Annotated in this window: 17 protein-coding genes; 6 read left to right on the top strand and 11 right to left on the bottom strand. The window is 67.3% G+C overall.

Going from position 1 to position 19,523, the window contains the following annotated elements:
• Positions 1-109 precede the first annotated feature (109 nt).
• Entirely contained in the window at positions 110-1,957 is a 1,848-nt protein-coding gene (leuA, locus tag L5G28_RS04360) for a 2-isopropylmalate synthase (protein ID WP_237000447.1), read from the top strand.
• 73 nt (positions 1,958-2,030) lie between these two features.
• On the opposite strand, the gene L5G28_RS04355 is transcribed toward leuA, so the two are convergent.
• Positions 2,031-3,011, bottom strand: coding sequence for a helix-turn-helix transcriptional regulator (locus L5G28_RS04355; RefSeq protein WP_237000446.1), 981 nt, complete (start codon positions 3,009-3,011; stop codon positions 2,031-2,033).
• A 130-nt stretch (positions 3,012-3,141) separates the two neighbouring features.
• Here L5G28_RS04355 and L5G28_RS04350 point away from each other — a divergent pair, with 130 nt between their 5' ends.
• Complete coding sequence (locus L5G28_RS04350; RefSeq protein WP_237000445.1) at positions 3,142-4,584, top strand: MFS transporter; 1,443 nt, start codon at positions 3,142-3,144, stop codon at positions 4,582-4,584.
• Positions 4,585-4,703: 119 nt separating this feature from the next.
• On the opposite strand, the gene L5G28_RS04345 is transcribed toward L5G28_RS04350, so the two are convergent.
• Both L5G28_RS04345 and L5G28_RS04340 read right to left on the bottom strand, forming a co-directional pair.
• Positions 4,704-5,762, bottom strand: a complete 1,059-nt coding sequence (locus tag L5G28_RS04345) for an alpha/beta hydrolase (RefSeq protein ID WP_237000444.1) — start codon at positions 5,760-5,762, stop codon at positions 4,704-4,706.
• Between the two features lie 45 nt (positions 5,763-5,807).
• Positions 5,808-7,265: a sugar porter family MFS transporter gene (locus tag L5G28_RS04340; protein WP_237000551.1), complete on the bottom strand. Its 1,458-nt coding sequence runs from the start codon at positions 7,263-7,265 to the stop codon at positions 5,808-5,810.
• A gap of 158 nt (positions 7,266-7,423) precedes the next feature.
• Here L5G28_RS04340 and L5G28_RS04335 point away from each other — a divergent pair, with 158 nt between their 5' ends.
• Positions 7,424-8,734, top strand: coding sequence for a Mur ligase family protein (locus L5G28_RS04335; RefSeq protein ID WP_237000443.1), 1,311 nt, complete (start codon positions 7,424-7,426; stop codon positions 8,732-8,734).
• Positions 8,727-9,440 carry a type 1 glutamine amidotransferase gene (locus L5G28_RS04330; protein WP_237000442.1) on the top strand — a complete coding sequence of 238 codons (714 nt, stop codon included), beginning with the start codon at positions 8,727-8,729 and terminating at the stop codon, positions 9,438-9,440. Before L5G28_RS04335 ends, L5G28_RS04330 begins: the two co-directional genes overlap by 8 nt.
• 53 nt (positions 9,441-9,493) lie before the next feature.
• Here the strand turns inward: L5G28_RS04330 and L5G28_RS04325 are convergent, their stop codons facing one another.
• The 7 genes from L5G28_RS04325 to L5G28_RS04295 form a co-directional block, all read right to left on the bottom strand.
• Positions 9,494-11,071 (bottom strand): alpha/beta fold hydrolase, encoded by a 1,578-nt coding sequence (locus L5G28_RS04325; RefSeq protein ID WP_237000441.1) that lies wholly within the window; start codon positions 11,069-11,071, stop codon positions 9,494-9,496.
• Between the two features lie 81 nt (positions 11,072-11,152).
• Positions 11,153-11,713: a uridine kinase family protein gene (locus L5G28_RS04320; protein WP_237000440.1), complete on the bottom strand. Its 561-nt coding sequence runs from the start codon at positions 11,711-11,713 to the stop codon at positions 11,153-11,155.
• Between the two features lie 3 nt (positions 11,714-11,716).
• Positions 11,717-12,328, bottom strand: coding sequence for a recombination mediator RecR (recR, locus tag L5G28_RS04315; protein WP_236997959.1), 612 nt, complete (start codon positions 12,326-12,328; stop codon positions 11,717-11,719).
• 6 nt (positions 12,329-12,334) lie between these two features.
• On the bottom strand, positions 12,335-12,688 hold the full coding sequence (locus tag L5G28_RS04310) for a YbaB/EbfC family nucleoid-associated protein (RefSeq protein ID WP_236997960.1): 354 nt from the start codon (positions 12,686-12,688) through the stop codon (positions 12,335-12,337).
• Between the two features lie 23 nt (positions 12,689-12,711).
• The gene (locus tag L5G28_RS04305) at positions 12,712-13,041 is read right to left on the bottom strand and encodes a hypothetical protein (RefSeq protein WP_237000439.1); all 330 of its coding nucleotides are present in this window, start codon (positions 13,039-13,041) and stop codon (positions 12,712-12,714) included.
• 58 nt (positions 13,042-13,099) lie between these two features.
• Positions 13,100-13,960 carry a pseudouridine synthase gene (locus L5G28_RS04300; protein ID WP_237000438.1) on the bottom strand — a complete coding sequence of 287 codons (861 nt, stop codon included), beginning with the start codon at positions 13,958-13,960 and terminating at the stop codon, positions 13,100-13,102.
• Between the two features lie 67 nt (positions 13,961-14,027).
• Positions 14,028-14,465, bottom strand: a complete 438-nt coding sequence (locus L5G28_RS04295; RefSeq protein ID WP_237000437.1) for an SRPBCC family protein — start codon at positions 14,463-14,465, stop codon at positions 14,028-14,030.
• Between the two features lie 98 nt (positions 14,466-14,563).
• Between L5G28_RS04295 and L5G28_RS04290 the strand changes: the two genes are divergently transcribed.
• Both L5G28_RS04290 and L5G28_RS04285 read left to right on the top strand, forming a co-directional pair.
• Positions 14,564-15,982 carry an FAD-binding oxidoreductase gene (locus L5G28_RS04290; protein ID WP_237000436.1) on the top strand — a complete coding sequence of 473 codons (1,419 nt, stop codon included), beginning with the start codon at positions 14,564-14,566 and terminating at the stop codon, positions 15,980-15,982.
• The gene (locus tag L5G28_RS04285) at positions 15,979-17,247 is read left to right on the top strand and encodes a class I SAM-dependent methyltransferase (protein WP_237000435.1); all 1,269 of its coding nucleotides are present in this window, start codon (positions 15,979-15,981) and stop codon (positions 17,245-17,247) included. Before L5G28_RS04290 ends, L5G28_RS04285 begins: the two co-directional genes overlap by 4 nt.
• Before the next feature lie 29 nt (positions 17,248-17,276).
• Here the strand turns inward: L5G28_RS04285 and L5G28_RS04280 are convergent, their stop codons facing one another.
• The gene (locus L5G28_RS04280; RefSeq protein WP_237000434.1) at positions 17,277-19,520 is read right to left on the bottom strand and encodes a DNA polymerase III subunit gamma and tau; all 2,244 of its coding nucleotides are present in this window, start codon (positions 19,518-19,520) and stop codon (positions 17,277-17,279) included.
• Between the last annotated feature and the right edge of the window lie 3 nt (positions 19,521-19,523).

Raw genomic sequence — 19,523 nt, 5'->3', positions numbered from 1 at the left:
TTCTTCTCGGCTGCCGCGGCGGGGTCTGATTCGACCGGCCCTCCGTCGCGGGGCTTCTCTACGCGCCGGTCAACCCCATCATTTGTTCTGATCAGGAGATTGACCAATCATGGCACCAGCAGATGCTTTCACTTCCGGACCGAGCCGCATCGTCGAGCCGGCAGGCCCGATTCCCGACGGTCAGCCGAGCTGGAATCCCCAGCGCAATTCGGCGATGCCCGTCCACCGCTACCGCAGCTTCGCCGACGAGGTCGAGAACGTGGCCCTGCCCGACCGCACCTGGCCGGACAAGGTCATCGACCGCGCCCCCGCGTGGTGCGCCGTCGACCTGCGCGACGGCAACCAGGCGTTAATCGATCCGATGAGCCCGGCCCGCAAGCGCCGCATGTTCGATCTGCTGGTCCGGATGGGCTACAAGGAGATCGAGGTCGGCTTCCCGTCCGCGAGCCAGACCGACTTCGACTTCGTCCGCGAGATCATCGGCGACGGCGCGATCCCCGACGACGTCACCATCCAGGTGTTGACGCAGTCGCGTCCGGAACTGATCAAGCGCACCTTTGAGGCGTGCGCAGGCGCGACCAACGTGATCGTCCACTTCTACAATTCGACGTCCGTGCTGCAGCGCCGTGTCGTGTTCCGCGCCAACAAGGCGGCGATCACGAAGATCGCCACCGACGCCGCGAAGCTGTGCTTGGAAGAGGAGAAGAAGCACCCGGACACCAGCTGGCGGTACGAGTACTCCCCGGAGAGCTACACCGGCACCGAGTTGAGCTACGCGAAGGAGGTCTGCGACGCCGTCACCGAGGTCATCGCGCCGACCCCCGAGAGGCCGATGATCATCAACCTGCCCGCGACCGTCGAGATGGCGACCCCGAACGTGTACGCCGACTCGATCGAGTGGATGCACCGCAATCTGGCTCGTCGCGACTCGGTCATTCTGAGCCTGCATCCGCACAACGATCGCGGCGAGGGCGTCGCCGCAGCCGAACTCGGTTACATGGCGGGCGCGGACCGTATCGAAGGCTGCCTGTTCGGCAACGGCGAGCGGACCGGAAACGTCTGTCTGGTGACGCTGGGCATGAACATGTTCAGTCGCGGCGTCGACCCGCAGATCAACTTCTCCGACATCGACGAGATCCGTCGCACCGTCGAGTACTGCAACCAGTTGAACGTCCCCGAGCGCCACCCGTACGGCGGCGACCTGGTCTACACGGCGTTCTCCGGCAGCCACCAGGACGCCATCAACAAGGGCCTGGACCAGATGAAGTACGACGCGGACGCCGCCGACAAGGACGTCGACGATCTGCTGTGGCAGGTCCCCTACCTGCCGATCGACCCGAAGGACGTCGGCCGCAACTACGAGGCCGTGATCCGCGTCAACAGTCAGTCCGGCAAGGGTGGCGTCACCTACATCATGAAGGCCGACCACGGCCTGGACCTGCCGCGCCGCCTGCAGATCGAGTTCAGCCGCGAGATTCAGAAGATCACCGACGGTGAAGGCGGCGAGGTGAACCCGAAGGAGATGTGGGACGTCTTCGCTCAGGAGTACCTGGAGCCGGTGTCCCCGCTGGAGGGCGTCCGCAAGCAGCTCGACACGGCCGAAGGCGATGAGGGCGAGGACCGCATCGAAGCCATCGTCAAGGTGGACGGCGTCGAGAAGGAGATCAGCGGCAGCGGCAACGGTCCGTTGGCGGCGTTCGTCGCAGCACTGGGCACCATCGGCTACGACGTCCGCGTCCTCGACTACCACGAGCACGCCATGACGGCGGGCGACGACGCGAGCGCCGCCTCGTATGTGGAGACCGAGATCAACGGCGAGACCGTCTGGGGTGTCGGCATCGCACCGTCGATCACCACCGCGAGCCTGCGCGCCGTCATCTCCGCGGTGAACCGCGCCAACCGTGTCACCACTCCGGACGAAACGGCCGCCGAGGGCGCGCGCACCTACGCGCCGTAGACTGCGTCGCCGATCTCGAACGGGGTCGCCGATCTCGAGACGGGGTCGCCGATCTCGGCCCTACCTCGCCGGCCTACCCGCGGTCGGCGAGGTAGAGCGCCCGGGACTCACGCGCGTTGCGTCCACGCAACTCGTGAAGGACCTCGGGCGAGACGTCGACGAACTCGTAGTCGGCGTCCAAGCTGCCGACGGCCACTCCGATCCAGCGCGCGTCGTCGATCTGCATCGTGACGAGCGCGCCGTCTGCGTGGTCGGCGACCTCGGCGTGTCGCCCGATTCGCTGCCGGACGAGTCCCGCGTCGGCGTGCACGAGAACGACGACGGCGTGCTGCTCGCGTCCTGCCCGGAGGCTGTCTCGAACATATTCGGCGGCGTCGCCGCCCGGCACCTGCCGCGGGTTGAACCGGCGCTTCTCCGGGCGCGCGTCGTGGAGCCGGTCGAGCCGGAACGTCCGCCAGTCCTGCCGCTCGAGGTCGTATGCGAGGAGGTACCAGCGTCGCCCGACGGGCACCAGCCGCAGGGGCTCCACTCGACGGCGTCGGGGAGCGCTCCCCGACCGGGCGGCGGGCGCGTAGTGGAACGTCAGCTCGGTCGCATCGCGGCAGGCCAGCGCCGCGGTTGTTAACGCTTCGGCTTCGACGGCTGGCGCGGTGACATCGTCGCCGACGGTCACGCTCATGGTGCGCAGGGCGTCGGCGCGACGACGCAGTTTCGGCGGCAGGACCTGGGTCACCTTGGCCAGCGCACGCACCGACGCCTCGGCGAGGCCTGCGGCGGGACCCGACGCGGCGCTCCGCAGTGCCGCAACGATCGCGACCGCCTCTTCCTCGTCGACGACCAGCGGTGGGAGCGAGCCGCCCGGAGCCAGCTGATATCCACCGCCCGCGCCGCGCACCGAATCGACGGGATACCCGAGCTCGCGTAGACGTTCGACGTCTCGCCGCACGGTGCGTTCGGTGGTGTCCAAACGCGCCGCGAGGTCGGCGGCAGCCCACAACCTGTGGGCTTGAAGCAGCGCCAACAGTTTCAGCGTCCTCGTCGTCGTATCGGCCATGACCTCATAGTGTCGCAGATTGCGGACAGTTCTTGACCTGTTAAATCACGATCCATTGCGGACGAATGCTGTCCACTTTGCTTCGTAGCGTCATCGGTGAGAATCCCGAACACCACGTCAGGAGCGGCCGATGTCCACCACCGTAGATACCGTCACAACCGATTCGCCACCCGACCAGTCCCCGGCGATCGGCGGACGAGCGCGGACGATCGCCCTCGTCTGCCTGTTGGCCGCGTCGTTCATGGAACTCATGGATGCGACGGTCGTCAACGTCGCACTGCACACCATCGCCGACGACCTCGGCGCGTCCGCGACGTCGTTGCAGTGGATCGTCGCCGGTTATCCGCTGGCCTACGCGGTCGGACTGGTCCTCGGCGCGCGGCTCGGCGACCAGTTCGGGCGTCGCCGACTGTTCGTGCTGGGGCTGGTGGCATTCGGTGCGGCGTCGCTTGCGTGCGGCGTCGCTGGTACACCGGAACAGCTGGTCGTGTTCCGGCTCGTGCAGGGCGCCGCGGCCGCGCTCATGGTGCCGCAGGTCCTGACCAACATCCAGGTGTTGTACCCACCAGCCGAACGCGGCCGCGCGATGGGTCTGTTCACGTCGATCATCGGCATCGCAGCGGTCGCCGGACCCGTCCTGGGTGCGGTCATCACGGACGGCGACTGGTTCGGCCTGTCGTGGCGCCCGGTGTTCCTGATCAACGTGCCGATCGCCGTGATCGCCGTGATCGCGGCGAGGGTCTTCATCCCGGAGACTCGGGCGGATAGGCCTGCACCGATCACGCTCGGCTCGGTCGCCCTGCTCGGCGGTTCCCTCGCCGCAGTCATGGCTCCCATCACTCTCGGACCGGAATCCGACTGGCCTGCCTGGGGTTTCGTGGTCATCGCGACGGGTGTCGCGGGGCTGGCCGTCTTCGCTTACCGACAGGTCGCCACTGAGCGGGCGGGCGCGGTGCCGATGGTTCCGCCGTCGGTGTTCGCGACCGTTTCGTTCCGCAACGGCGTGCTCGCGTTCGCGGCACTGTTCATCCCGACCGGCGGCTACTTCCTCGTCCAATCCCTGCACATGCAACTCGCCCACGGCTGGTCAGTGCTGCACACGGGTCTCATGTGGATTCCGTTCTCGATCGCGGTCCCACTCGCGGCGGGCCTGTCGGCGACCGTTCTGGCCCAACGGTTCGGCAAGCATGTCCTTCAGGTCGGCGCCGTGGTCCTCATCACCGGGATCACGTCGATGATCGTCGCGAACGGGTCGGCGCATCCGGCGTTCTGGTTCACCGTCGCACTGATCGTCGCCGGCCTCGGGTTCGGCCTGATCGTCGGCGCTGCCGGACTCCTTGTCCTCAACGACGTGCCGGTCGAACAGGCGGGTGCCGCATCGGGAGTGTTCAACACGGTGCAGGCGTTGTCGGTCGCGGTCGGCGCCGCAGTGATCGGCACTGTCTACTCCACCGTCGCGGAGTCGTCGGGGTTCGACGCGGCCTATCGCGCGGCGATGCTCGCCATGATCGCGCTCCTCGCAGTGGGCGCGGTGATCGCGCAGTCGATGCCGCGCGTGGCCATCACTCTGTAGCGACCGGCACTCGCTATTCGGTCACTGCAGGGGTCGCCGAGGGAAATATGCCCTCGGAGACCCCTGCACTGCCCGTATTCCTGGGTGAACCAATCGTGCGCAGCAGTACCGGGTGGGCGTCAGTTCACCGCGTCCATGGCGCGGGCTGCGGCGTCGGCCATGCGGCCGACGACTGCGCGGGCCGTCGGGCTGATCAACCCCATGTTGGCGAAGCCGTGGATCATGCCGCCGACGCGTTCGAGAGTCACCTCGACGCCCGCGCGTTCGAGTGCTGCAGCGTATTCGAGTCCTTCATCACGCAGCGGGTCGAACCCCGCGACCACGATGTGCGCGGGCGCCAGCCCGGCGAGGTCGCCCTTCAATGGGGTGGCTCGCGGATCGTCGAGCATCTCGGGGGACGGCAGGTAGGTGGCCGTGAAGAAGTCCATGTCGGCCTCGGTCAGGAAGAGGCCCTCGCTGAACTCGTGGACGGACGGGCGCTTCGTCGACAGGTCGACCGCCGGGTAGATCAGCAGTTGAAGGCATGGCACGACTGCGTCGTCGCGCACCTGTTGCGCGACAACAGTACTGAGGTTGCCACCTGCCGAATCGCCCGCGACGACGATCTTCCGGGGATCGAGGCCCCAGTCTGCGGCTTTCTCGACGGCGAAACGGAACGCTGCGACACAGTCGTCGACCGCGGCGGGAAACACGTGCTCGGGGGCGAGACGGTAGTCGATCGACAGCACATCGGCGCCCGAACGCACCGCAAGCGCGCGAACCAGCGAATCGTGGCTGGCACGGCTGCCGACGACGAACCCTCCGCCGTGCAGGAACACGATGAGCCCGCGCGCGCCCGTCGCCTCCACGCGGTACCGGGTGGCCGGGATCGGTCCGTCCGGTGACGGGATTTCGAGGTCTTCCTCGATCGCGAACGGTGGGAAGTCCTCTGCCATCGCCGCCGACGCTTCGTCGAGTGTCACGCGGGACGCGCCGACGCTCCCGTTCATCAGCGCCGCGCCGGGCACGTGTCGCGACGCGAAGGCGACGACGGCGATCTCGGGCAGGAGTCGCTCGCCGTCGGCGTTGACTCGTGTCCGGCGCTGGAGGACGCCGAGCGGCGTCTTCGCGAGGACTCTCATCGCCGACCGCTGGACACGGCCTTGCAGGGACAGGTTGATCGACGTTGCGCGGCTCACACCCGAGAACCTATCACCAGCCATTGGCACGGTCGGTGACGGCGGTCACCTGATGCCGGCCATCTCGTCCATGTCCTCGAGAGTCTTGCCCTTCGTCTCCTTCACGAACTTGGCGACGAAGAGCAGACTCAGCACCGCGAAGATCGTGTAGAGGCCGTACGCCACGCCGAGGTTGAACGACTTGAGGCCGGGGAACGAGATCGTCACCGCCCAGTTCGCCGCCCACTGCCCGGCGGCTGCCAAGCTCAACGCCGCGGCGCGGATGCGGTTCGGGAACATCTCGCCGAGGAGCACCCAGACGACCGGTCCCCAACTCATCCCGAAGAAGACGACGAACAGGTTCGCGGCGACCAACGCGATCGGTCCGGCGACGTCGCCGAGCACCGGGTTGCCGTCGACGACGTCGGCCGTCGCGAAGCAGACCGCCATCGTGCCGAGTGAGACGGTCATGCCGGTCGAGCCGATCAGCAGGAGCGGTTTGCGCCCGATCTTGTCGACGAGCGCGATCGCGATGATGGTGACGAGCACGTTGGTGACGGAGGTGATGACGCTGATCAGGAACGATTGGCTCTCGTCGAATCCAGCTGCTTCCCACAGGATGTTGGAGTAGTAGAAGATCACGTTGATGCCGACGGCCTGCTGGAAGACCGACAGCAGCAGACCGACCCACACGATGGGGTACACGCCGCCGGTCGGCCGGATCAGGTCACGCCACGATGATTTCCGTTCGGTGGCGACGCTCGTCTGAATCCGGTCGATCGTGATCTCCAGATCGTGTTCGCCGAGCAGCTTCGTGAGAACTCGCCGAGCTTCGGGGATCTTGTGCTGCGAGATCAAATAGCGCGGCGATTCGGGGATGGTGCTGGCGAGCACCCCGTAAACGACGGCGGGGATCGCCATGACGATGAACATCCACCGCCACGCCTGCAGGCCCAGCCACAGGTCTTCGCCCGCGCCGCCTGCGAAGTGCGCGAGCAGCCAGTCGATGAGCAGCGACGCGAAGATGCCGAGGACGATCGCCATCTGTTGCAGTGAGCCGAGTCGGCCGCGCAGCCGTGCGGGTGACGTCTCGGCGATGTACGCGGGTGCGATGACCGACGCGATGCCGACACCGACGCCGCCGATCACCCGGAAGAAGACGAGCGTCCACAGGTCGTCGACAACCAGGTCGCCGAGGCCTGCGCCGAACGAGCTGACGAGGAAGAACACTGCCGCGATCTTCATGACGCGCAGGCGGCCGATCCGGTCGGCGATTCGTCCGGCGAGCATCGCGCCGGCGGCCGCGCCGAGCAGCGCCGATGCGACCGCGAAACCCAGATAGAGGTCGCCGACCCCGAAGTGGTCTTTGATCGACGAGTTGGCACCGTTGATGACGGCGCTGTCGTACCCGAAAAGGAGCCCGCCGAGTGCGGCGACCGATGCGATCCGTACGACGCCCTTCGCGTTTGGTTCGCCGTCTCCGTGGATCGACTCAACTTCTGGGATCGCTCCGCCCTCCGCCATTCTCATGCCCCGTCTCATCGTTGGACCTCGAGTCAGCGTAATTCCGCAAACGGCGTCGGGCGGGTAGAAACGTCGACTCTCCGTGTCGCGCTGCCCCTGTCGTGGCCGTCACACGACGCGTCCCGAGCGTGCGCGTCCGGGTGTGGGAAACTCGTGGAATGCCAGCAGCATCGCGTCTACCGCTTCGCACTCGCGCCGCGCTCGCCGCCGCAGCCTCCGCACGGTGGGCGTCGCGGACCGCCGGTCGCGGTAAGGGATCGATGATCGGCGGGCTCGTCGCCGAGAAGATCGATCCGCAGATCATGCGCCGTCTCGCCGCAGGTAAGAAGACTGCTTTGGTGACGGGCACGAACGGAAAGTCGACGACCACCCGGATGACTGCGGCCGCGCTGGCGACGCTCGGCGAGGTCGCCACCCAGGACGACGGCGCCAACATGGATGCGGGGATCATCGCGACCCTCAGCCTCCACCAGGACGTGCCGCTCGCCGCGCTCGAAGTGGATGAACTGCATGTGCCGCAGGTCGCGGACAATACGTCGCCGACGGTGATCACGTTGCTGAATCTCTCGCGCGATCAGCTTGACCGTGTCGGCGAGATCAATGTGATCGAGCGTCGACTCCGTGCGGCGGTCGCCGCCCACCCGGACGCGGTGATCGTCGCCAACTGCGACGATGTCCTGGTCGCGTCGGCCGCGTTCGATTCGCGCAATGTCGTCTGGGTCGCGGCCGGTGCGGGCTGGGTCGGCGATTCCGTCGGTTGCCCGCGGTCGGGCGAGCCGATCATTCGGCGCGGCGACGACTGGTTCTCCAGCGGCGACGAGGTGTTCCGCCGTCCGACGCCGCGCTGGTGGTTCGACGACGACAATGTCTACGGTCCCGACGGTTTCCAGGCGCCGCTCACGTTGCAGGTGCCGGGCCGCGCGAATCGCGGGAATGCGACGCAAGCGGTCGCGACGGCCGTCGCGATGGGTGTCGATCCGGTTGCTGCGGCCCGTGCGGTTGGCACGGTCGGCGAGATCGCAGGCCGGTACGGCGTGGTGCGTTTGGGAGACCACCGGGTCCGCACCCTTCTGGCGAAGAATCCGGCCGGATGGCAGGAGGCGTTGTCGATGATCGACGAGGACGCCGACAGTCTGGTGATCGCAGTGAACGGACAGGTTCCCGACGGTGAGGATCTGTCGTGGCTGTGGGACGTGCGGTTCGAGGCGTTCGAGAACACGACGGTGATCGCGGCGGGTGAACGGTCGGCGGACCTGTCGGTTCGTCTGTTGTACGCGGGCGCCGAGCACACGGTGGTCGACGATCCGTTGGCGGCGATCAGGTCGTGTCCGCCGGGTCGAGTCGAAGTCCTGGCGAATTACACGGCGTTCCGTGATCTGGCGATCGCGTTGGATCGTGCGGGCGCCGGGAGCGAAGCGAGCGGGCCCAATCAGCCGGGCGCCGGGAGCGAGAGGATCAGCGGTGAGTGAGTCGAGTCTGCGGATCGGTTTGGTGCTGCCGGACGTCATGGGCACGTACGGCGACGGCGGCAACGCCCTGGTTCTGCGTCAGCGGGCCCGGATGCGCGGCATCGACGCTGAGATCGTCGAATTGACGTTGGACGATGACGTCCCCGACTCGTTGGACGTGTACACGCTCGGCGGAGCCGAGGACGCCGCGCAACGACTGGCCACTCGTCATCTCTCCGATCATCCGGGGCTGCAGCGTGCTGCGGAGAAGGGCACGCCTGTCCTCGCGATCTGCGCGGCGATCCAGGTGCTCGGCCACTGGTATGAGACGTCGTCGGGCGAGCGTGTGTCGGGCATCAGCATGTTCGATGTGACGACGTCGCCCCGCGAGGTCCGCGCGATCGGCGAGCTCATCACCGCCCCGTGTCTCGACGGGCTCACCCAGCCGCTGTCGGGTTTTGAGAACCACCGCGGCGCGACGGCTCTCGGTGCGGGTGCCAAGCCCCTGGGGAGGGTGCGGCACGGGGTCGGCAACGGCGGCGGCGATGCGGTCGAGGGTGTCGTCCAGGGCAGTGTGATCGGCACGTACATGCATGGCCCGCTGCTCGCCCGGAATCCGGAGTTCGCCGACTATCTCCTGGCGAGGGCGACCGGTTCCGAACTGGCTCCGCTCGATCTGCCGCAGGTGGACAGGCTGCGCCGCGAGAGGCTCGCTGTCGCGCGGTAGTGTCGCGGCGGCGTCGACTCGGTCGGCGTGGCCCAGCAGAGGACGCGCGAGTGTCAGGGGGCCTGGGTCAGCGAGGTCGTGATCGGAGCCTGCGGCACCGACGTCACGCTGGTGCGACCCGTCCGCAGATACTGGGCGATCGCGGCGTCGAGCGGTTTGTTCGACCGTCCGAGCTGTCCGTGGTCGCCGCCGCCGACGGTGATCAGGTGTGCGCCCATCGCTTTCCGGGTCGCCATCGACGCGCGGTACGGGGTCTGCGGGTCGCCGATGCTCTGGATCTGCAGCGGTTGCACGGAGAGCTTGTTGCGCAGCGGGATCCGCGTGGTGACGGGCGCGGCGCCTGCACAGCCGATCCCGGACCCGAACGTCAGCCCGGCCGTCTCGAAGACGTCGCCGGTGACGAGGGTCTGCATCATCGCGGCCGGGGCCAGGAACGGGTCCTTGGCCGACCAGTCCTCGTTGCACAGCATGATCGACTGCATGTCCTGCGAGTTGGTGACCATCTCTGCCACGTCGGCGGGGAGCTTGCCCTGCCTGCTCTTGCCGGTCATCCGCTGCGCGACCATCGGCCAGTAGTTGCGGCTCGGCGCCACTTGGCGGGTCATCCCGAGCAGCGGCGACGTCGCCTGCACCTTGCCTGTCGTCAATGTCGCGACGAGATTCTCGATGCGAGCTCGCGCGTCGGCGGTCAGGTTCACGCCGGCGATGTACTGCTGCGCAATGGTCTTCAAGCCTGCAGGCACGTCACCGACTCGGGCGGGCGGAGCGCTGAACGACGGCGGCACACCCGCTTCTCGCTCCACCTGGGCGCTCCACCGCTGGTAGACGCTCAGCGGCGTCTTCCCAAGGTGGTACACGTCGTCGTGGTCGGCGATCCACGCCATCATGGCGTGCGCACGAGCCTTGTACCCCGATGTCTGGTCGTGGAGGAGCTGACCCCATGCGCGTTTCGGGTCCATCGCGGAGTCGAGGACGAGGCGGTCGGTGTGGGACGGGAACAGCGTCGCATAGGTCGACATCAGCCACGTCCCGTACGAGATCCCGTACAGGCTGACCTTGTCGACGCCGAGGGCGCGTCGCACCTGTTCGATGTCGCGCGCGTTGGTCGCGGTCGTCAACGTCTTGGTGTATCCGGGCGTGTTCTTCTCGCACCGGTCGCGGTTGAGGGCTCCGGCCCCACCGGACGCGTCTGATGCGTCGACGCGATCGCATTTCACCGGGGTCGAGCCGAGTAGGCCGCGCGGTTGGACGGCGACGAGATCCCATTCCTGCCGGATCTCGGTGGACGGCGAGCTCGCGGTGAACATGCTGACGCCGTCACCTCCGGGTCCGCCCGGATTGCCGACCAGCACACCACGTTTGGCTCCGGTCGCCGGAATACGACTGATGGTGATCGAGATCTGCGGGCCGTTCGGTTCGGCGTAGTCGCGGGGAACCTGCAGCGTCGCGCACTGGGTGTCCGGCGATGCCCCGTGGATCGGGTCGCACGCGCCCCACGCGAGGGCCTGCGGTGCGGCGTCCGCCGCTGCGGGTACTGGAGCGAGGAGCCCTGGGACGAGGAGCCCTGCAGCGATGGCGGATGCGCCGACGGTCGCGGCTGCGCAACGGATTGAGCGGAAGACGGGGATCACTCCTCGTGACACAGGTCGAATGGCGGGTCGATTGTTCGAACTACATATACCGCATCAGGGTTCGGGCACTAGTTTCGGACACTAGCCGATCACCCGGCAACGCTCACGCGCACCGTCCACGGCGAACCATCCGTCCTCGAACTGCTGCCAGGCAGCGAGATGCGGTCGAGCGGCCTCGCCGTCGCGCATGATGGTCCGCTCCAACCGCTCCTGCGCGGACGGACCGTCGATCCAGTACGCGGCGGTCAGTTCGTCGGCGACGGTGCGCCGCGCCGCGGTGACGCCTTCGACGATGAGCAACGGCTGCCAGCGGATCCACACCGACGGACCGATCTCGGGCACCCCGTCCACCCAGACGCGCGGCCGGTACACGTAGTCGTGGCGGCGCTCGAACGCGCGAAGCACGTCACGTTCGAGTTCCGGCCACCACGACACTGGATCGTCCCAGGTCGCGAACTCGTCGGTGCTGATGAGAACGGACTTGCGTCCACGGTCGGCGAGTGCGCGGACGAGTTCGGCGGCGAAGGTGCTCTTGCCCGAACCGGAGCGTCCGTCGATCGCGATCAGTCCTGCGGTGAGACCGTCGCGCACCGCGACCTCGTCGGCGAGCCGGGCCCACCGGTGCCTCCAGTCGTCCGACACCGGTCAGACCAGGATGCGGCGACCGGACAGTGCGCGGCCGAGCGTCAGTTCGTCGGCGAACTCGAGGTCGCCGCCCATCGGCAGACCGGATGCGAGTCGTGTCACCGACAGGCCGGGGAAGTCTTTGAGCATGCGCAGGAGGTAGGTCGCGGTCGCTTCGCCTTCCGTGTTCGGATCGGTGGCGACGATGATCTCGCCGACCACCGAACCGTCGGACTGTTCGGCGAGACGCTTGAGGAGTTCCCGGATCCGCAATTGGTCGGGGCCGATGCCCGACAGCGGATCGAGTGCACCGCCGAGGACGTGGTACCGGCCGTCGAACTCCCGGGTCCGTTCGATCGCGTAGATGTCCTTGGGTTCTTCGACGACGCAGATCTTGGTCGCGTCTCGCCGCGAATCGCTGCAGATGCGGCACAGTCGGTCGGCGGCGATGTTGCCGCACTCGTCGCAGAACGTGACGTCGTCGCGCACTTTGCCCAGAGCCGCGGTCAGTCGATCGATCTCGGTCGTCTCGCCGGCCAGCAGATGGAACGCGATGCGTTGCGCGCCCTTCGGGCCCAGCCCGGGGAGTTTCGCGAGCTGGTCGATGAGGTCCTGGATCGGTCCTTCGTACATGAGTGGTCAGCCGAGTCCGGGTAGTCCGCCTGCGAGCGGACCCATCTTGTCCTGGGTGACGGTGTCACGGTTACGAGCGAGGTCGGCGAGTGCACCGACGATCAGGTCCTGCAGAGTGTCGATGTCGTCCGGGTCGACGACGTCGCGCGAGATCTCGACGCCGGTCACCTCGCCGACGCCGTTGCCGGTCACGGTCACCAGGCCGTTCCCGGCCTGTCCGGTCACTTCGGTGTTCGCTATCTCGTCTTGCGCGGCGATCACCTTGGCCTGCATCTCCTGCACCTGTGCGAGGAGTCCGGACATCGGGTTGTCATCGCCGCCACCGCCGAGCAGGGAGCTGGGATCGAATGCGTCAGTCACGGGGTCCACGATAGTCGGTCGCGTCAGCGGAGCAGTCGCTCAACATGCTCGGCGAGCTCATCGACGCTCACCTCACCGTCGGTGACGACGTCGAAGGAGAGGACCTCGTCGCCGAACAGTCGTGCGGCCTTTCCGATCAGCGCGAACTCGAATCGATCGCCGACGCGCCGCCACTGCGTCACGGCCCCGTACACCGGTGCGCTCGCTCCCGTCGTCAGACAGTATTCGTCGGCGCGCGGCCCGCCCGGCAGGTCCCGCTGCAACTGCACGCACGCGTCCGACTCCTCGTCGAGGAAGACGACGGCTTCGCATCCGAGGTCGCTGTGCCGCTCGTACGTACCGAAGATCGCCATGACTGCAGGGTACGGGCGGCGGCGTCCATCTCAGTCAGGCGACCCGGCCCGTAGTCGGTCAGAGCGTCGAGCCGCTCACGAACCGACGCGACACTCCGGTGTACGGGTCGTCGAACTCGATCGCATAGGCGAGCAGCTTCAGCGGACGGGAGAAGTCGTCGACGGCGGCGTCGACTCGTTCCCGATCGACCTCCGGGTACAGCGGGTCATCCACGATTGGAACCCCGACCCCCGCCATGTGCAGGCGCAGTTGGTGTGTGCGGCCGGTCGCCGGCAGCAGACGGTAGACGCCGAGGCCGTCGGCGCGCACCGAGTCCAGTGCGATGTCGCTGACTGCGTTGACCTCGCCGTCGACGACGCGAGCACGCAGGTCGCCAGAGTCCTTCTCGATGCGGTTCTCCACCCGCACGCCGTCTGCCAGCGCAGGGTCTGCGGGTGCGAGCGCCCGGTACTCCTTCCTCACGCGACGCTGTGCGAACAGGTCCTGGTACGCGGCACGCGCGTCGGGGCGTCGCGTGAACAAGAGGACGCCCGCGGTCAACCGATCCAACCGGTGAACGGGTGCCACGTCGTCGCCGAACTCGCGCCGCAGACGCACCAGCGCGGTCTGTGTGACGTGCGCGCCGCGCGGCATCGTCGCCAGGAAGTGGGGTTTGTCGACGACGATCAACCGGTCGTCGATGTGGCGCACCGGCATGTCGAACGGGACCGGCGGCTCGAACGGCAGGTCGCGGTAGAGGTAGACGGGGGTCGGGCGGACGACGGGCGCGTCCAGGTCGATGGGCGCGCCGTCGACGTCGACGATCTCGCCCGCCCAGGCGCGCCGCATCACGTCGTCGAGCGTCCAGCCTGCCAGGACCGGAGCCCGCAGCAACGTCTCGGCGACGGTCGTCGGCGCGTCACCGACACGCAGAACCACCCGGGTGGCGTCGACGCCGTCCCGGGTGGCCAGAGGTTTGACGCGTCTGCGCCCTCTCCTGCTCAGATCACTTCTCGAGGCGCGACTTCAGGTTGCCGAGCAGCTCGGTCTGAATCCGGTTAAGGCCCTTGGGTGCGAACGTCTTCTCGAAGAAGCCGCCGATGCCGCCCGCACCCTTCCAGCTGGTGGTGGTCTCGACTCGTGCGCTGTCGCCGACCGATGTCACCGTGTAGGTGGTGACCATCGTCGAGTTGCGGTCAGTCTCGGTGATCCGGTCGCCTGCGACGGTGATGTCGGCGAGGACGTCGCGTGACCGCTTCTCGGTGGCCTGCAGAATCCAGTGCACGACGGTGCCCGCGCCCTGTCCGCCTTCGTCGACGCGGTAGTCGCGGTAGTTGGCCGGCAGGATCGTCGGACGAACCTGCGCGTAATCGGCGAGAGCGGCGAAGACCGTCTGCGCCGGTGCGCCGATCTCGACGGTGGTGGTAGCGGTGACCTGTCCCACGGTGGGTGACTCCTTCATGAATGTGCGATGCTCCCGCCGTCGAAGGCGGGGAACCCGTGCGTGAACCACGGTACTGGGGCTAGGGCTAGCCTGGTCCTGTGACTGGCGATCGTTTGGAATACCGCGGCTCGGAGTTCGCTGAAGGAGTCGAGCGACTCGTCTCCAGTTATGCGGGAATCCCCGACGGTTCGACCGTCCGGCTCGCGAAGAAGACGTCCAATCTGTTTCGCAAACGCGCCGACACCGACACCCCCGGACTCGATGTCTCGGGACTCGGCAAAGTGATCTCGGTCGACCCGACGACTCGCACCGCGCAGGTCGCAGGCATGTGCACGTACGAGAACCTCGTCGACGCGACCCTCCGTTACGGATTCGCCCCGACTGTCGTGCCGCAGCTCAAGACGATCACCCTCGGCGGCGCCGTGACCGGGATGGGCATCGAGAGCACCTCGTTCCGCAGCGGACTCCCCCACGAAGCCGTTCAGGAGATCGAGATCCTCACCGGGGCAGGTGAACTCGTCGTCGCACGACCGGACAACGAGTATCGCGACCTCTATTTCGGGTTCCCCAACTCATACGGCACGCTCGGCTATTCGGTGCGACTCGCGATCACACTCGAAGAGGTCAAACCATTCGTCGAACTGCGCCACGTCCGCTTCACCGATCTGCGTGCCATGCAGGACGCGATGACGGCGATCTCGTCCGACCGCGAGTACCAGGGCGAACCCGTCGACTATCTGGACGGCGTCGTGTTCAGCGCCGACGAGAGCTATCTCGTCCTGGGCCGGCAGACCGACGACCGTGGCCCGGTCAGCGACTACACCGACGACCACATCTTCTACCGATCGATCCAGCACGACGACGTCGAGACCCCCAAGCGTGACCGTCTGACGATTCGCGACTATCTGTGGCGGTGGGACACCGACTGGTTCTGGTGTTCGCGTGCGTTCGGCGCACAGAATCCGAGGATCCGACGGTTCTGGCCGAAGAAGTATCTGCGTAGCAGCTTCTACTGGAAGCTCATCGGCTACGACCATCGGTGGAACATCGGCGACCGACTCAACGCCCGCAAGGGTCTGCCCGCCAACGAGCGCGTCGTCCAGGACATCGAGGTCCCGATAGACCGTGCCGCCGACTTCGCCGAATGGTTCCTGACCGAAGTCCCCATCGAGCCGATCTGGTTGTGCCCGCTGCGCTTGGCCGAGCCGTCGCCCGACGGTTCAGCGAGCGTGCAGCCGTGGCCGCTGTACCCGTTGGAGCGCGCCCGCACCTACGTCAATTTCGGGTTCTGGTCCGCCGTGCCCGTCACACCCGGTGACCCCGGGTACACCAATCGGCGGATCGAGAAGAAGGTCGCCCAGCTCGGTGGACACAAGTCCCTGTACTCGGAATCCTTCTATCCTGAGGACGAATTCTATGAAATGTACGGGGGCGCCGCGTACCGCGAACTGAAGTCACGGTACGACCCGAAGGGACGCCTCCTCGGCTTGTATGAGAAGACGGTGAAGCAGAAGTGAAACTAGCCAACATTTTCGAGAAACTGGTCGGCCAGGATCTCAACGTCCGAATAACCGCGTACGACGGCAGTACTGCCGGACCGACGGACGCCGAGTACGGGCTCGACCTGAAGACGCCGCGCGGGACCACATATCTGGTGACTGCGCCCGGCGATCTCGGTCTGGCGCGCGCCTATGTAGCAGGCGACCTGGAGTTGATCGGCAACCATCCGGGCGACCCGTACGAGACGTTGCAGGCGTTGGCGGGCGACCTGAAGTTCACCAAGCCCAGCCCATTGGAGATGGCGCAGCTCGTCCGCGACCTCGGCGTCGAACATTTCAAGCCGATCGCGCCGCCGCCGCAGGAGTCCCTGCCCCGCTGGCGTCGGTTCGCCGAGGGCTTCCGGCACAGCAAAGACCGCGACGCCGAGGTGATCAGCTACCACTACGACGTCTCGAACCGGTTCTACGAACTGGTCCTCGGCGAGTCGATGACGTACACGTGCGCCGTCTACCCGAACCGCGACGCCACCCTCGAGGAAGCCCAGGAGAACAAGTATCGCCTGATCTTCGACAAACTGCGTCTGAAGCCGGGCGACCGCCTCCTCGACATCGGCTGCGGCTGGGGCGGCATGGTCCGCTACGCGGCGCGACGCGGCGTCCACGCCCTCGGCGTCACGCTGTCGAACGAACAGGCGCAGTGGGCGCAGCAGGCGATCGTCGACGAGGGGCTCACCGAGTTCGGCGAGGTCCGGCACAGCGATTATCGCGACGTCGCCGAGTCCGGCTTCGACGCGCTCTCGTCGATCGGTCTCACCGAGCACATCGGTGTCGCCAACTACCCGAAGTACTTCGCGTTCATGCGCGACAAGGTGCGCGACGGCGGCATGATCCTCAACCATTCGATCACTCGGCCCGACAACGCCGCCCGCAGCAAGGCTGGCCCGTTCATCGACCGCTACGTGTTCCCGGACGGCGAGCTCACCGGCAGCGGGACGATCATCTCCAAGATGCAGAACGTGCCCGGCCTCGAGGTGGTGCACGAAGAGAACTTCCGCAGCCACTATGCGATGACGCTGCGTCATTGGAACTGCAACCTCGTCGAGAACTGGGATGAGGCCGTCGCCGAAGTCGGCGAAGGCACCGCCCGGCTGTGGGGTCTGTACATGGCGGGCTGTCGGATCGGCTTCGAACGCGACATCGTCCAACTGCACCACGTGCTCGCCACGAAGCTGCCCAACGACAAAGCCGACCTGCTTCCGCTCCGTCCGTGGTGGCAGCCGTAGGGCGAATCTGCTGGTAGGGCGAGAAGACCCTACTCGAGCGGACGCGCGCCGAGCTCGGACGTCATCAGATCGACCGCCACCTGGTGGGGGTCGAGACGAGGGTCCGGGCTCGCGTCGTGCGCCTGCGCAACCATCTCGGCGCGTTCGGCGTCGGTCAGATCCTCGTCAGCCGTGAGCGATTCAGGTTCGGGTTCCGGTTCAGGCTCCGGTTCGGGAGCCTGCTCCTCCTGCGGTCGGCTCGGACGCGTGAACGTCTGACGTCTGTGCGGTTCGGCGGCTGGAGCCGTCGCCGACGGCGGCGGAGTGTCCGGTGATGCCTGCACGACGCGGACGCTGTGCCCGGGGCCGAACACGTCGACGACTGCGGTCGTGAGAGTCCTCAGCCCGCGCTCGTCGGAGAGTCGGCCGACGAGCGCGGTGTGCGGGTGGCCGAGGACGATCTCGGTCCCGACGACGTCATGCACCGACGCCGACGACAACATCGCCTCGAGCACGGTGCTCTGTGCGCGGACCGCGGACCGGATGTCGGGCCAGCGCGTCGAGACCGTCTGCACCGTCAGGCCGGCGGCCACCGGTTCAGGCTCTGCCACGGGTTGTGGTGTCGGCTCCGGCGCGCGCCGTGCCGCGCCATACGGTTCCGGCGGCACGTCGGTCGGCGGCTCAGGCGGCAGTGGGACGTCGTCGTACGGATCCTGCGACGCCTCCGGCACAGCCTCGATAGGCGCTGCCGGGACAGCCTCACCATGCACCTCCGGCACAGCATGCTGCGCTGGAGGCTCGGGGCGAGTCGGTCCGCGCTCAGCTAGCGGAGCGGGAGCCTCTTGTCGGGGAGCCTCCGGTTCCGAAACTTCAGGTTCGGGCTGCGGGGGTTCGGGCGCAGTCGGCTCGGGGGCGCGAACGACGGGTGTCGGTTCAGGCTCGGGCGCGGGTTCAGGCTTGAGTGCGGCTTGTCCACCCGCTGGTTGTTCGGCTTCTGCCGTCGGAGCCTTCGCCTCGTCGGCTTGTTCGGCGGCTTTGCGTTGCGACGGCCGGACGAAGCGCGGCGCTGGCCCGTCGGGTGCGGGGGCGGCAGCTGGCGGGGGCGGCGTTGCCGCCGTGGCGGTCGGCGTGGATCCCGCGCCTGCGGGACGTTGTTCGAGCATCTCGATGCGCTGCAGCAGCGCGGCGTCGTCCGCAGACACCGCGGGCAGCAGCATGCGCGAACACATGACTTCCAGGAGGAGCCGCGGCGACGTCGTTCCCCGCATGTCGCCGAGTGACGCGTGCGCGACCTCCGCGTAGCGGGTCAGCGTGCCCGCACCGAGATGTTCGACGACCGCCCTCATCCGGACCAGTTGGTCGTCGGGGGCTTCGACGAGTCCGCGTTCGGCAGCGTCGGGCACTGCCTGGAGAAGGATCAGGTCGCGGAAGCGGTCGAGCAGGTCGATGGCGAAGCGACGCGGATCGTGTCCTGCGTCGACCACGTCCTCGACGACGCCGAACAGTGCGGCGCCGTCGCCTGCGGCGAGCGCGTCGACTGCGGCGTCGATCAATGCGGAGTCGGTGACGCCGAGCAAGCTGAGCGCGCGATCGTAGGTGACGCCCTCATCGCCCGCCCCGGCGAGCAGTTGGTCCAGGATGCTCAACGAGTCGCGCGGTGACCCGCCGCCCGCTCGGATCACCAGCGGGAACACCTCGGAGGCGACGGTGACGTTCTCCTGCGCACAGATCTTCTCGAGCAGGCCGCGCATCACCGGCGGCGCCAGCAACCGGAACGGATAGTGGTGGGTCCGCGACTTGATGGTGGTGAGCACTTTCTCAGGCTCGGTGGTCGCGAAGATGAAGATGAGGTGCTCTGGTGGCTCTTCGACGATCTTGAGGAGCGCGTTGAAGCCGGCCGAGCTGACCATGTGCGCCTCGTCGATGATGAAGACGCGATAGCGGGATTCGGCGGGGGCGTAGAAGGCGCGGTCGCGAAGGTCGCGGGTGTCGTCGACGCCGCCGTGGCTGGCCGCGTCGAGTTCCACGACGTCGAGGTTGCCCGGGCCGCCGGGGCCGAGGGACACACACGACGAGCACGTGCCACATGGGGTGGATGTCGGCCCCTGAACGCAGTTGAGGGACCGCGCCAGGATGCGGGCCGACGACGTCTTACCGCATCCTCGCGGACCCGAGAACAGGTAGGCGTGGTTGATGCGCCCGGAGTCGAGAGCACGACTCAACGGCTCGGTGACATGTTCCTGGCCGACGACTTCGGCGAATGTCGCCGGACGATACGTGCGATAGAGGGCCACACG

Origin of the sequence: Gordonia liuliyuniae (assembly GCF_021739025.1) — a bacterium.
Lineage (GTDB): Bacteria > Actinomycetota > Actinomycetes > Mycobacteriales > Mycobacteriaceae > Gordonia > Gordonia liuliyuniae.
The sequence above is the reverse complement of the archived record's forward strand: the minus strand, read 5'-3'. Positions and strand labels throughout refer to the sequence as shown.